This is a genomic window from Exiguobacterium aurantiacum, from assembly GCF_001766415.1.
Taxonomy (GTDB): domain Bacteria; phylum Bacillota; class Bacilli; order Exiguobacteriales; family Exiguobacteriaceae; genus Exiguobacterium; species Exiguobacterium aurantiacum_A.
Window position 1 is genome coordinate 1 of record NZ_MKXO01000004.1, and the last position, 13,426, is coordinate 13,426.

13 protein-coding genes, 1 pseudogene and 1 riboswitch are annotated in these 13,426 nt (G+C 55.7%); of the genes and pseudogenes, 10 read left to right on the top strand and 4 right to left on the bottom strand.

The genetic code is table 11. From position 1 onward, the window contains the following. Positions 1-247 (bottom strand): annotated as a pseudogene (locus BJU60_RS09090) (ABC transporter permease); the annotation flags it as partial. Between the two features lie 12 nt (positions 248-259). Then, positions 260-958 carry an ABC transporter ATP-binding protein gene (locus BJU60_RS09095; RefSeq protein ID WP_070328582.1) on the bottom strand — a complete coding sequence of 233 codons (699 nt, stop codon included), beginning with the start codon at positions 956-958 and terminating at the stop codon, positions 260-262. 177 nt (positions 959-1,135) lie between these two features. Here BJU60_RS09095 and BJU60_RS09100 point away from each other — a divergent pair, with 177 nt between their 5' ends. Both BJU60_RS09100 and BJU60_RS09105 read left to right on the top strand, forming a co-directional pair. Further along, positions 1,136-1,966, top strand: coding sequence for a DegV family protein (locus BJU60_RS09100; RefSeq protein WP_070328583.1), 831 nt, complete (start codon positions 1,136-1,138; stop codon positions 1,964-1,966). Positions 1,967-2,086: 120 nt separating this feature from the next. Next, complete coding sequence (locus BJU60_RS09105; RefSeq protein WP_070328584.1) at positions 2,087-3,769, top strand: GGDEF domain-containing protein; 1,683 nt, start codon at positions 2,087-2,089, stop codon at positions 3,767-3,769. A gap of 44 nt (positions 3,770-3,813) precedes the next feature. On the opposite strand, the gene BJU60_RS09110 is transcribed toward BJU60_RS09105, so the two are convergent. After that, positions 3,814-4,455: a homing endonuclease associated repeat-containing protein gene (locus tag BJU60_RS09110; protein ID WP_070328585.1), complete on the bottom strand. Its 642-nt coding sequence runs from the start codon at positions 4,453-4,455 to the stop codon at positions 3,814-3,816. A 451-nt stretch (positions 4,456-4,906) separates the two neighbouring features. Between BJU60_RS09110 and BJU60_RS09115 the strand changes: the two genes are divergently transcribed. The 6 genes from BJU60_RS09115 (at position 4,907) to BJU60_RS09140 (ending at position 10,398) form a co-directional block, all read left to right on the top strand. Beyond that, the gene (locus tag BJU60_RS09115; RefSeq protein ID WP_070328586.1) at positions 4,907-5,719 is read left to right on the top strand and encodes an undecaprenyl-diphosphate phosphatase; all 813 of its coding nucleotides are present in this window, start codon (positions 4,907-4,909) and stop codon (positions 5,717-5,719) included. A gap of 92 nt (positions 5,720-5,811) precedes the next feature. Then, a riboswitch (FMN riboswitch) is annotated at positions 5,812-5,954 on the top strand. Positions 5,955-6,104: 150 nt separating this feature from the next. Further along, complete coding sequence (gene ribD / locus BJU60_RS09120) at positions 6,105-7,187, top strand: bifunctional diaminohydroxyphosphoribosylaminopyrimidine deaminase/5-amino-6-(5-phosphoribosylamino)uracil reductase RibD (RefSeq protein WP_070328587.1); 1,083 nt, start codon at positions 6,105-6,107, stop codon at positions 7,185-7,187. Beyond that, positions 7,168-7,809: a riboflavin synthase gene (gene ribE, locus BJU60_RS09125; RefSeq protein ID WP_070328588.1), complete on the top strand. Its 642-nt coding sequence runs from the start codon at positions 7,168-7,170 to the stop codon at positions 7,807-7,809. Before ribD ends, ribE begins: the two co-directional genes overlap by 20 nt. Continuing rightward, entirely contained in the window at positions 7,809-8,990 is a 1,182-nt protein-coding gene (locus tag BJU60_RS09130; protein WP_070328589.1) for a bifunctional 3,4-dihydroxy-2-butanone-4-phosphate synthase/GTP cyclohydrolase II, read from the top strand. Before ribE ends, BJU60_RS09130 begins: the two co-directional genes overlap by 1 nt. Beyond that, positions 8,990-9,454 (top strand): 6,7-dimethyl-8-ribityllumazine synthase, encoded by a 465-nt coding sequence (gene ribH / locus BJU60_RS09135; protein ID WP_070328590.1) that lies wholly within the window; start codon positions 8,990-8,992, stop codon positions 9,452-9,454. Before BJU60_RS09130 ends, ribH begins: the two co-directional genes overlap by 1 nt. 128 nt (positions 9,455-9,582) lie before the next feature. Next, positions 9,583-10,398 (top strand): ZIP family metal transporter, encoded by an 816-nt coding sequence (locus BJU60_RS09140; RefSeq protein ID WP_070328786.1) that lies wholly within the window; start codon positions 9,583-9,585, stop codon positions 10,396-10,398. A 51-nt stretch (positions 10,399-10,449) separates the two neighbouring features. On the opposite strand, the gene pruA is transcribed toward BJU60_RS09140, so the two are convergent. Continuing rightward, the gene (gene pruA / locus BJU60_RS09145; protein ID WP_070328591.1) at positions 10,450-11,994 is read right to left on the bottom strand and encodes an L-glutamate gamma-semialdehyde dehydrogenase; all 1,545 of its coding nucleotides are present in this window, start codon (positions 11,992-11,994) and stop codon (positions 10,450-10,452) included. A 170-nt stretch (positions 11,995-12,164) separates the two neighbouring features. Here pruA and BJU60_RS09150 point away from each other — a divergent pair, with 170 nt between their 5' ends. Together BJU60_RS09150 and bcp are read left to right on the top strand one after the other, a co-directional pair. Further along, positions 12,165-12,968 carry a hypothetical protein gene (locus BJU60_RS09150; protein ID WP_070328592.1) on the top strand — a complete coding sequence of 268 codons (804 nt, stop codon included), beginning with the start codon at positions 12,165-12,167 and terminating at the stop codon, positions 12,966-12,968. Between the two features lie 12 nt (positions 12,969-12,980). Continuing rightward, entirely contained in the window at positions 12,981-13,418 is a 438-nt protein-coding gene (gene bcp, locus BJU60_RS09155; protein ID WP_070328593.1) for a thioredoxin-dependent thiol peroxidase, read from the top strand. Positions 13,419-13,426 lie beyond the last annotated feature (8 nt).

The window sequence follows — 13,426 nt, forward strand, 5'->3', positions numbered from 1 at the left end:
TGCCCGAGGCGACGAGGGAGGCGATTTCGGGGTCGTTCGCTTCGTCCTCGGTGACGCGGTTGAGCATCTCGACGGCGAAATCCTCTTGGTTCGACGACGCCAAATAGTCCTCGGTCGGGACCTCGATCCCGCTGATGCCGTAGAACATCATCGTGTAGGTGAGTGAGCTCATGACGATGATGACGGCGATGGCGACGAGCTGCATCCATTTGCCGACGAGCGTCTTCAAGACGTTTTTATACAGCATGGTCGAAACCTCCTAACCCCAAGCGATATCGCGCGCGGCTTGTCGGACCGGGTTGTGCGTCAGTTCGACGATGCGTCCCGAGTTCATCTTGATGACGTCGTCGGCCATGGCGCTGATACCGGTGTTGTGGGTGATGACGACGACGGTCTTGCCGTACGTCGTGTTCAATCGTTCGAGCAGCTCGAGCACTTTCTTCGAGTTGTCCTCGTCGAGCGAGCCGGTCGGTTCATCGCAAAAGATAATCGACGGGTTTTTGGCGAGACTCCGGGCGACCGAGACGCGCTGCTGCTCACCGCCGGACAGTTGGTACGGGTACTTGTCGCGCGCAGGCGACAGCCCGACCTGCTCTAACAGCTCGTCGATACCGAGCGGTTGCGTCGACAGGTCGGCCCCGATCTGGATATTTTCGTAGACGGTCAAGTTTTGGAGCAAATTGTATTGTTGGAAGATGAAGCCGAGATGGTCGCGCCGAAACGCCGTCATCTGTTCCGGGGACAGGTCGGTCAAGACGGTGTCATCGAACGTGATGTTCCCGGACGTGACCGTATCAAGCCCGCTGATGACGTTCAAGAGTGTACTCTTGCCGCTGCCGCTCGGTCCGAGGATGACGACGAACGCCCCATCGTTGATCGTCAAGTCGACGTCTTTCAAGGCGGCCGTCTCGATGTCACCGGTCTTGTAAATCTTATTGACGTTCTCGATTCGAATCATAAAAAAACGCCTCCTTTGTCCATGTTATCTTTTACCCGTTTCGGGCGGATTGTGGACCTGGGAGGTTTGAACGTTTCACGAAGACGGGTACATTTTTTGAAAAATTAGTGAAACCGTTTCACCTGTGATAAAATCATACTACCAGGTACTAATCACGATTTTAAAGGAGAGGCTCACATGAAAATTGCCTACATCACGGACAGCACGGTCGTCTTGCCAGATTCGATCAAACACCACCCAGACATCCATATCGTCCCGCTTTACGTCGTCAAGGGCGATCAACCTTATAAAGACGGCATCGAAGTCGACGCCGAGACGGTGTACGACTGGATCGATGCCGGCGAGCGCGTCTCGACGAGCCAACCGGCAATCGGGGATTTCGCAACGTTGTATGAAGAGTTGAAGCCGAAGTATGACATGGGCATCGCCGTCCACCTGTCGTCTGACTTGAGCGGCACGTACTCGGCGTCGATCCAAGGGGCCGAGATCGCCGAGTTCAAGCTGCTCGCCATCGATTCACGGTCGGGTATTTATACGATGGGTCTGTTGCTCGAGGAACTGATCGAGCGCGTCGAGCGCGGAGACGCCCTTGATGACGTCGAGGCTTACATGAAACAGCGCGTCGAGGACGTCCGGATCGAACTGACGATTCAGAATTTGACGCAAATGCAAAAAGGTGGACGCATCTCGAAATCAAAAGCGCTCATCGGCAACATGCTGCAGCTGAAGCCGGTGCTCCGCTTCGAGGACGGGCTCATCGTCCCGTATCAGACCGTACGGACGTATAAAAAGGCGCAAGCCCACTTGTTCGAGGTCATCCGGGCGGCGATCGAGTCAGGCGAATGCACGGACGTCTCGATCTTCCACGGGAACGTGCCGGAGCTTGCGGAGTCGTGGAAACGGGAACTCGGCGACAAGGTGCCGATCCGCGTCGACACGCTCGCGCCGCTGCTCGGGGCCCACACCGGGTCCGGCTCGATCGGCATTTCTTATTTGAAAGCGAAATAACGGACAGACCGTGGCGCACGCCACGGTTTTTTCATTGTCACAACTTTCAAACAACGACTGGAATGTTTCTCCAAAACCCTTCATACTATTAAAGAATGTTACAAGAAAAGGGGGAAGACGATGCGGTTTCGGAAGTATCTCATAAGGAGCTGGCTCTCGTGGTCGCTCGTCTTCATCGGGATCGTCTATTATACGTGGACTGATCTGGAAACGTTCGATTGGGCGTTCTTCTGGTTCATCTACACGCTCGGTGCCTTGTTCGTCATGAACCCGTTGAAGCGGCGGCACCTGCACTTCACATTCCACGAGCTGTTCGTCTTCATGACGTTCTTCTTGTACGGGCTCGTCCCGGCACTTTTAATGGGGCAATTGCTGTTGTTGACGTTCCAGGCGCGGGCGTTCAACAGGAAAGTCGGTCGCCGGCGCTTCTTACACTTTTATCCGCTCAACACGTTGATCGAGGCGATGATTCTCGTCATCCCGGGTCTCGTCTACTTTTCGCTCGGCGGTGAGATCGGGTCGACCGTCCACTTGCTCGAGCAAGGAGTGGCACTGATCGGTTTCTTCGGAGTGCTTTATCTCGTCCTCGGCTTTAGCTTCGTCATGTCGCGGTTCTTGATCGGGGAGCGGATCCCGCTGCCGATCATGTGGCGGCTGTTACGGTTCGATTGGCTCGTCATCTCGCTCGAGCTGTTGTTCACGATGGTCGCGCTCGAGGCGTTCCAACTGTTCGGGTATGTCGGGTTGATGGCGACGTTCCTGCTCTTGTCGATCTTGAAGATGGGGTTGTCGAAAGCGACACAGACAGAAGAGACGCAATCGAAGATCGACCAAGTCGAGCGGTTGAAAGAACAGCTCTATCGCGTCGACAGCGAAGCGCTGTTAATTGAAAAGTTTTGGAACGGCTTACGGGAAGTCGTCGAGGTCGAGCGCGGCTGGCTTCAAATCAATCGAGACGGGGACCAGACGTTTTATGATGTGCGGGGGCGGAAAGCGGAAGCGGTCACTGATGCGTATACGCTCGAACAGCACCGTGACGCAAGTGAGCCATACTTTCTGTACGATTCGCTCCACGAGTGGCACCCGGAGCTTCAGGTGAACCAAAGCGAACTGCATCATTCCGCGCTCGTCATTCAACCGGTGACGAGCACGACGAACGCGGTCAGCTGTATGATCTCGACGACGGCGAACGGTGCCTATGATGAGGCGCTCGCGGTCGAGATTCACCGTTTGCTCAAGACGCTGTCGTGGTCACTCGAGCGGATCGATGAACGGGATCGGCTCCAGCACGAAAGTCTGACCGATCCGTTGACCGGGTTGCCGAACCAACGGGCGTTGAAACGTTGGACGAAAGAGCGATTGAACGACGTCGCGTCGTATCCGTTGTCGGTCTTCTTGGTTGACCTCGACCATTTTAAATCGATTAACGATACGTACGGCCATGCGTTCGGTGACGAAGTGTTGATTGAAGCGGGGGTCCTGTTCAACCGGCTCGTCCGGAGCAGTGACCTCGTCACGCGTTACGGCGGCGAAGAGTTCGTCTTCGTGTTCCCGAGGACGAACGAGGCGGCGGGGATTGTGACCGGTGAGAAGATTCGGCAAGCGCTCCGGTCACACCCGTTCGGGACGGAAGGGATCCGGGTCCAAGTGACGGCGAGCATCGGCATCGAGACGATTCATGAATACGAAGAGCTCGATACGGTGTTGCGACATGCCGACCGGGCGATGTACGTCGGGGCGAAGTTTAACGGTCGCGACCGTGTCGCCCATTACCGGGACACGTCGACCGAACGAATTCAATGAAAAAAAGGAGGACCGTTTAACGGTTCTCCTTTTTGAATGAATGATTATGATTTCTGGCTGAACATGTCGGACTCGACCGCATGGATGGCAGCGGACCAAGACCCGTAACGATGTAAGATCGCTTTCGTAGATGGCTTGTTGTTGCGTTTTGCCCATTCTCGGTACGCCTCGAATGAAAGAGAGAAGCCCATCTCATGAATCGCTTCTCGAAGAGCGTTCGACAACTCTGACTTCGAGTAAGTCACGCTCGCCTCCAGACCGGCTTCGGCGCAGGCATCATGCCACGAACCGAACGTCTTGACGATGTGGTAATGGCTCGGTGCTTTCGGGTGTAGTTTCCGCCATTCTTGATATTTTTTCAGCGTGATGATCGAACCCATGTCCCGTGAATAGAGGGCAAGCGTCTCGACGATATCGTCGCGTGTATATTTTGGCATTTTATCGGGTAAATCAACGGCGATTTCCCCATGCCATTCATAGCCGGCGATGGCGAGTGCCTCGGCCCATGATCCGAACTGTCGAATGATCGATTCGGGAGACGGCCAGTTTTGCTCCATCGCGAAGCGACGATAGACAGAGCGACGAGGACGTTCCTTTAATAAATCCCCGAGCAAACGAATACAGTGAATCATGCGTTGCTGTTCGGTTGATAAGTGATGAGTATTAGTGGATAGCGTTTGACTCAATGATGGTTCCTCCTTCCATGGACTCATATCTGAACCGACAATGATGACGAAAGTGCTTCTACAATCATACTATCGGATAGTTTTTACGATTTATAAGCGCTTTTGTAAGTTTTTTATGTTAAAAATGGGGCGTGATAGGTCTAAAGTCGGATGAAAGATTGAAAAAAAAGGTAACAGGTATATTACAAATTTAATATTATATGGGTTCATTTGTAAACAAAAAGTTTTATTTTTGGTAATTTATATGAATTCCATACAAAAATGTACCCAGCTGGACAATGGGGTCATCACCGTTGTCCAGTTGAGTACACCTCTATAATAAATTTAATTTTCAGACTAATCAATAAAAGTTTTCAAAATATACGATTTTTTTTTTAAGGGTGGTCAATGAAACTGTGATTCTGATAAAATAGCCGCATTGAGCGAATTTGAGAAAAGAGGATATTATGATATGACAATATGGTTATTTTACTTGCTGCTTGGTCTCGTCCAAGGGTTCACGGAGCCGATCCCGATTTCGTCGAGCGGTCATTTGGTCATCTTCCAAGAGCTATTCAATATCGAATTACCTGGGCTGTCGTTCGAGATTTTCGTCAACTTCGCGTCGCTCCTCGCCGTCTTGACGATTTATCGCCAAGATGTCGTCCGGCTCGTCGTCAGTCTGTGGACGTTCTTATTTAAGAAAGACCGCAGCGAGGATACGATGATCGACGTCAAGTTCATCGGTCTCTTGCTCGTCGCGACCGTACCGGCCGGCGTGCTCGGCGTGTTATTCGGCGATTGGATCGGTGAGACGCTCAGCGGCGTCGCGACGGTCGGCTACACATTGATTTTGACCGGGGTCGCACTTTGGTTCATCCGCAACATGCGCGGGAATAAAGGTGACGGCGGTATCACGTTACGTGACGCCATCTTGATCGGTCTCGCCCAAGCGGTCGCGCTCATCCCCGGGATCAGCCGCTCGGGTACCACGATCGTCATGGCGATGTTGCTCGGCATTAAACAAGAGTCGGCGCTCCGGTTCTCGTTCTTCTTGTTCATCCCGGTCAGTCTCGGGACGATGATTTTGGACGGGCCGGCACTCTTCACCGACCCGGCGACGCGCGATCTGTTCGGTCCACTCGTCTTGGCGTTCATCGCCTCGTACGCGCTGACGGCCATCTCGCTCAAATGGTTCCAGCACATCATGGCGAAGGGTGAGCTCAAGTACTTCTCGTTCTATTGTTGGATCGTCGGTTTGCTCGTCGTCTTGTTCTTGGCTTGATTGGAAGCGCTGCTCATCGGAGTGGCGCTTTTTTTGCGCTTTTATTTTTGCCTTCGATTCTTTTTTGCGCTAAAGTAAAGGGGTACAAACAAATATTCCTTCGGGGTCGGGTGCAATTCCCAACCGGCGGTGATGGGCGCAAGCCTTAAGTCCGTGACCCGGGCGCACGTGTGCGAACGGTGGATCTAGTGCGATTCTAGAGCCGACAGTATAGTCTGGATGGGAGAAGGAAAAAAGACAGGTCCTCGTGACCTGCGCTTCGTCGTACGTTTTTCTGTAAAGAAAACGTTTATTTGGCTCGCCCAATGACGACTGAGACCTCCCGCCGAGACCCTAAGGACATCCTTAGGGTCTTTTTGTCTGTACGAAACAAGGAGGGAGAACGATGCAACAGTACATGCAACAAGCAATCCAATTGGCCAAGTCCGCTGCCGGACAGACCGGTGTGAACCCGCTCGTCGGGGCCGTCGTCGTCAAAGACGGTCGCGTCGTCGGATTCGGTGCCCATTTGAAGGCCGGTGAACCGCACGCCGAAGTGCACGCCATTCGCATGGCCGGTGCGTCCGCATACGGCGCGACGATTTACGTCACGCTCGAGCCGTGCTCGCACTACGGGAAGACACCGCCATGTGCCGACTTGCTAATCGAGTCGGGCATCAAGCGCGCCGTCATCGCGATGGAAGACCCGAACCCGCTCGTCGCAGGGAAAGGTGTCGCCCGTTTGAAGGCGGCGGGGATCGACGTCGAAGTCGGTCTGCTCGAAAACGAGGCCCGTGCGCTCAATCCGGCGTTCCTACGTTCGCTTGAGACGAAACGGCCGTACGTCGTATTGAAGACGGCGACGAGCCTAGACGGGAAAGTCGCGCTCGACACGGGTGAGAGCCAGTGGGTGACCGGGACTGAAGCGAGACGTGACGTCCACGAACTACGGGCGACGGTCGATGCCGTCTTGACAGGAATCGGGACCGTGCTCGCCGACGACCCTGCCTTGACCGTCCGGCTCGACACGCCGACACGTCAGCCGCTTCGGGTCGTCCTCGACCGCGAGCTCCGCTTACCGCTCTCGAGTCAGCTCGTCCGGAGCGCGAAAGACGTGCCGGTGCTCGTCTATACGCTGTCCGGTGATGAAGTGAAACGGACCGAGCTCGCTCAAAACGGTGTCGAGCTTGCCGACTATTCGACACTCGACAACGTCCTTCGTGACTTGCATGGTCGCGGCGTCGGCCGTTTGCTCATCGAGGCGGGACCGACGCTCGTGACGTCACTCTTTGACGGACGATACGTCGACGAATGGGTCATGTATCAGTCACCGCGCGTGTTCGGTGGGAACCGAGGTGTCTATCGCTCGAGCCAAGCCGGACCGTTAGATGCGATCGAGCGCTTCGCAATCGGCTCGGTCGAGACGGTCGGTACCGACATCAAGCTCGTCATGAGAAAGGGGGAGTCCGATGTTCACGGGAATCGTTGAAGAAATCGGCAGTGTGAAAGCAGTGAAGCGGAACGGGCCGTCGCTACGGCTCACGCTCGCGGGCAAGATCGTGTTAGAAGACGTGAAGCTCGGCGACAGCATCTCGGTGAACGGGATTTGCCTGACCGTGACGGCGTTTGATCAAACGAGTTTTGCCGTCGACGTCATGCCGGAGACGCTCAAAGCGTCAAGTCTAGATGGGGTCCGCCCTGGAACGGACGTCAACCTCGAGCGGGCGATGCCGGCGAACGGTCGCTTTGGCGGTCACTTCGTCTCGGGACACGTCGACGGGGTCGGTCGCATCGTCAAGAAGCGTCCGCTCGCGAACGCGGTCTACATCGATATTAGTTGCGAGCCGTCGCTACTCCGTTTCATCGTCCCTAAAGGTTCGATCTCGGTCGACGGGACGAGCTTGACGGTGTATGAGGTCACTGAACGCGGCTTCACGCTGTCGCTCATCCCGCACACGTACAGTGAGACGGTGCTCGGGATGAAGCAGGCAGGGGATAAGGTCAATTTGGAATGCGATATGTTGGCTAAATATATGGAAAAGCTAGTGAATCAAAAAGACATGACGCTCGAATCACTTGCGTCGATGGGATACGGAAAGGCGGGATGGTGATGTTTCACACAATCGAACAAGCAATCGAAGATTTGAAGATGGGGCGTCCGATCATCGTCGTCGATGACGAGGACCGGGAGAACGAAGGTGATTTCGTCGTCCTCGCCGATAAGATGACGGCCGAGACGATGAACTTCCTCATCACGGAAGGGAAAGGGCTCGTCTGTGCCGCCCTGGCGGAAGAAGTCGCCGTCCGGCTCGACTTGTCGCCGATGGTCGACAACAGCACCGATCCGCACGGGACGGCGTTCACCGTCAGTGTCGATCATGTCGACTCGACGACGGGCATCTCAGCGAGCGAACGGGCCCACACGGTCCGCGAGCTGGCCAATGCGAACGCGCGTCCGGCCGATTTTCAACGGCCGGGACACATCTTCCCGCTCATCGCGAAAAAAGGCGGCGTCTCGGTGCGGCGCGGCCACACCGAAGCGTCGGTCGATTTGGCCCGACTGTCAGGGAGTGAGCCGGTCGCCGTCATTTGCGAAATCATCCGTGAAGACGGCGAGATGGCTCGAGTACCGGACCTTGTCCACGTCGCGGAACGGCACGATTTGAAATTCATCACGATCGAGGAGCTCGTCCGCTATATGGAGACGGATCTCGTCGAACGAGAGGCGGACGTCAATCTCCCCTCGGCAAAAGGGACGTTTCGCCTGATCGGTTATCGAAACGTCCTTGACCGCGAAGAGCACGTCGCGCTCATCAAAGGCGAACTTGAACATGCACCGCTCGTCCGCATCCATTCGGAATGTCTGACCGGTGACGTGTTCGGCTCTTACCGTTGCGACTGCGGTCCGCAACTTGATGCGTCACTCGCTAAAATTGAAGAAGAGGGCGGCGTCGTGCTCTACATGCGCCAAGAAGGGCGCGGCATCGGCTTACTGAATAAATTGAAGGCGTATGAACTGCAGGAGCAAGGGCTCGACACGGTCGAGGCGAACGTCGCGCTCGGGTTGCATACCGACTTGCGTGACTACCGGGTGAGCGCGGGCATGCTGCGTGACCTTGGCGTCACGAACGTGCGGCTCATGACGAACAACCCAGAGAAAGTTGATGCCTTGGAGGCGTGCGGCATCACCGTCGTCGAACGCGTCCCGATCATCGTCGGGGAGCACGCCGAGAATGAACGCTATCGCTTGACGAAACAACAAAAAATGAATCATTTTGGAGGAGAAGAATAATGTTGCATACATTTGAAGGTAACTTGGTTGGTAAAGGCTTGAAAATCGGGATCGTCGTCGGACGGTTCAACGATTTGATCACGATGCGCTTGCTCGACGGGGCGAAGGATGCGTTGAAGCGCCACGGCATCGAGCAAGATGACGTCGAGATCGCGTTCGTCCCGGGCGCGTTCGAACTCCCACTCGTCGCCAAAAAGATGGCGATGAGCAAGAAGTATGACGCCGTCATCACGCTCGGCGCGGTCATCCGTGGGGCGACGCCGCACTTCGACTACGTCTGCAGCGAAGCGGCGAAAGGTGTCGCCCAAGCGAGCTACCAGTCGGAAGTGCCGGTCATCTTCGGCGTCTTGACGACCGAGACGATTGAACAAGCGATCGAGCGGGCCGGCACGAAAGCCGGGAACAAAGGCTGGGAAGCAGCGACAGCGGCAATCGAGATGGCGAACTTGATGCGTACATTTTAAGTAAGGCTATAACGGAGGAGAGCGACGTCGCTCTCCTCTTTTTTGATCGTTCAAATCGGGATTAGCGACGCGGGGACGACGGGAAAAGAATAGGGCGCGCATACAAAGCTTAAGGGGAGGCGATGGCGATGTGGGACGGGGTGGCTCAACTGAACCCGGCCATGCAAGCCTTGCTCGGGACGTTGTTCACATGGGGCATGACGGCGCTCGGGGCGGCTGTCGTGTTCACGACGAAATCGATCAATCAACGGCTGATGGACAGGATGCTCGGATTTGCTGGCGGGGTGATGATTGCCGCCAGTTTTTGGTCGTTGCTCGCGCCGGCGATCGAGATGGCAGGACAGGACGCTTGGCCGGCCTGGTTCCCGGCCACGGTCGGCTTTTTATTGGGCGGATTCTTTTTATGGGGCATCGATCAACTGATTCCGCACTTGCACCCGACTTCCCCGCTCAGTGAGGCGGAAGGGATCGGCCCGTTCAAACGAAAGCGCAGCACGTTGCTCGTCTTAGCGATCACGTTGCACAACATACCGGAAGGGCTAGCGATCGGTGTCGCGTTCGGGGCGGTCGCGGCTGACTTTCCATCGGCCTCGTTGACGGGTGCCATCGCCCTCGCGATCGGGATCGGGATTCAAAACTTTCCAGAAGGCGTGGCGGTGGCGCTGCCGTTAAGGCGGGACGGGATGTCACGACGAAAGAGTTTTTTCTACGGACAGCTGTCGGCCGTCGTCGAGCCGGTCGCCGCCTTATTCGGCGTTTGGGCGGTGTTTGTCATGGAGCCGCTACTGCCGTTCGCATTGAGCTTTGCCGCAGGGGCCATGATTTTTGTCGTCGTCGAAGAAGTCATCCCGGGGTCGCAAGAGAATGGCCATAAGGACTTGGCATCGATCGCCTTGATGCTTGGATTTACCGTCATGATGATTTTAGACGTGGCGTTAGGGTGAGGCCGACACAGAAAAAAGGCACGACGGGCTGTCCCGTCGTGCCTTCCTGGATTAAAACGTCTCTGACGTCGTTTTCGCTTGCATGTGGAGCTGGATGTAATCCGGTCCGCCTGCTTTTGAATCGGTCCCTGACATGTTGAAGCCGCCGAACGGCTGATAGCCGACGATCGCGCCTGTGCAACCACGGTTGAAGTACAAGTTGCCGACGTGGAAATTTTGGCGTGCGTATTCTTGGTTCGAGCGGTCACGCGTCAGCACCGCACCCGTCAAGCCGTACTCGGTGTTGTTGGCGATGTCGATCGCTTCTTTGAAGTCTTTCGCTTTCGTGAAGGCGACGATCGGGCCGAAGATCTCTTCTTGCATGAGACGTGCTTTCGGTGCGACGTCGGCGACGACCGTCGGCTCGACGAAGTAGCCGGTCGAGTCGTCCGCTTTACCGCCCGTGACGATGCGTCCTTCTTCTTTCGCGACGTCGAAGTACGACGTGACCTTCTTGAACGCGGCCGCATCGATGACCGGTCCCATGAAGTGTTCGTTCTGCTCGGTGTTTCCGACTGACAGTTCGTTCGTCAATTCGACGACGCGGTCGAGTACCGTGTCATACACGCTGTCGACGATGATGGCGCGTGAACAAGCTGAACATTTTTGTCCCGAGAAACCGAACGACGATTTGACGATCGACTGGGCCGCGAGTTCGAGGTCTGCTGATTCGTCGACGACGATCGTGTCTTTTCCGCCCATCTCGGCGATGACGCGTTTGAGCCAGATTTGGCCATCGTTCAACTTCGAGGCACGCTCGTTGATGCGGAGACCCACATCGCGTGAACCAGTGAAGCTGATGAAGCGCGTCTTCGGATGGTCGACGAGGTAGTCGCCGACTTCAGCGCCCGGTCCCGGGATGAAGTTGAGGACGCCTTTCGGGAGACCCGCTTCTTCCATGACCTCGACGAATTTCGCCGCGACGATCGGTGTCGTCGAAGCTGGCTTCAGGAGAATCGTGTTACCGGCGACGATGGCCGCGACGGCCGTCCCTGCCATGATCGCGAACGGGAAGTTCCATGGGCTGATGACGATCCCGACCCCGAGTGGGATGTAGTCATAGCGGTTGTACTCGCCCGGACGGCTCTCGACTTTCTTACCCGGTTTGAGTTCGAGCATTTGACGCGCGTAGTATTCCATGAAGTCGATCGCTTCCGCCGTGTCCGCGTCCGCTTCGTTCCAAGGCTTGCCCGCTTCTTTGACGAGGTAGGCCGAGAACTCGTGCTTCCGTTTACGGACGATGTTCGCCGCTTTGAACAAGACGTCGGCACGGACTGACGGGTCGACGTGACGCCACGTGTCGAACGCTTTGAGCGCTTCTTGCATCGCACGTTCCGCGAGTTCTTGGTTCGCTTTCGAGACGTGTCCGATGACTTCGTCTTTATTGGCCGGGTTGTAAGACGTGATCTTACCTTCCGTCGTCACTTTTTCCCCACCGATCACGAGCGGATAGTCCTGACCAAGCTCCCCGTTCACTTTCTCGATCGCCGCTTGAATCAAGGCAGCGTTCTCTTTGTTTGTAAAGTCTGTGAATGGTTCATGTTTGTATGGAATCATTCTCGTTCCCCCTTAAAGTGATTATGCAGTTAAGCGCTTACGTCTGTATTGTATCGGAATTCTTCATGAAATCCTAGTGAAACAATTTTCCGGAAAAGCGTGTCGTTTCCGCTCTAAATTCAGTCGTGGTAGGATGGTGAAAAGAGATTGATCGAGGAAGGAATGATTGGATGAGAAAATGGATGTTGCCGCTGGCGCTCACACTCATGCTCGGCGCTTGCGGGAATGAAGAGGCAGCACCGGTCGAAGAGACGAAACGACCGCTCCCGGACGCGGTCGAGACGGTGTATGAATCGTATCAACAAGCGCTCCGTGACGGGGACGCCGAGGCGCTCGCGGACATCGACTACGCTGCTGCCCGGACCGACATCCCGGCGACAGGTGCCGTGACGCGTGACTTGACGCCAGGTGACATCGTCGAGAGTTGGGTGAACGAGGATGAGGACGTCGCCTATATCGTCCATGAGATGGAGGATGGTGACGGGAACGAACTGCCGAACCGGCTCGCCAAAGTCGCGATCAAGGAAGGCGACGATTGGTCGCTCGTCGTCACACCGGCCTTAGTCCCGGCTGACGTGATCGGTGAGGTCGGGGAGTTGTTGACGGGGATCGAAGCGAGCGAGTACGGGGTGAACGCTGAAGCGAACGCCCGTCTCGCCGACGTGCCGGAAGATGAGGCCGGACCGATTTACGACCGGGTCAACGCCCAGACGGACTACGTCGCGCTCGAGGCGGACAATAACGTCTTCCTGCTCATGTCAGAGACGCTCACCGTCCCGGAAAACCAAGCGATCATGACCGATTACTTTAAAGCGTACCAAACGTGGTATATCGATAATGAGGCCGCGCTTCGCGACGCGGCCGCGACGGAAGACCCGGTCGACTATCTCGAAGTGCTCGACCCACTCAAACAAAAACTAGAACAAGCGATCGACGGATATGACGAACAGCTCGTCGACCCGTCGTTCGGATAAGGAGGAAATCAGATGCTAGCACCAACATTTACACTACCGAACCAAAATGGGGACATGGTCGCACTCGAAGATTATCGTGGCCAGAAAGTCGTCCTCTATTTCTACCCGAGAGACGCGACGCCGGGCTGTACGACCGAGGCGTGCGATTTCCGTGACGCCGCACCGAAGATGAGCGGGGCCGTCGTCATCGGCATCTCGGCCGACAGCCAGAAGAAGCATCAAAACTTTATCGAGAAGAACGATTTGCCGTTCGACTTGCTCGTCGACGACACGCATGAAGTGTCAGAACTATACGGCGTCTGGCAGTTGAAGAAGAATTATGGCAAGGAATATTACGGCATCGTCCGCTCGACGTTCCTCATCAACGAGGACGGCTATATCGAAGAGGAGTGGCGCGGCGTCAAAGTGAACGGTCACGTCGACGAGGTCGTCGCGGCGCTCGCCAAATAAGTTGGACC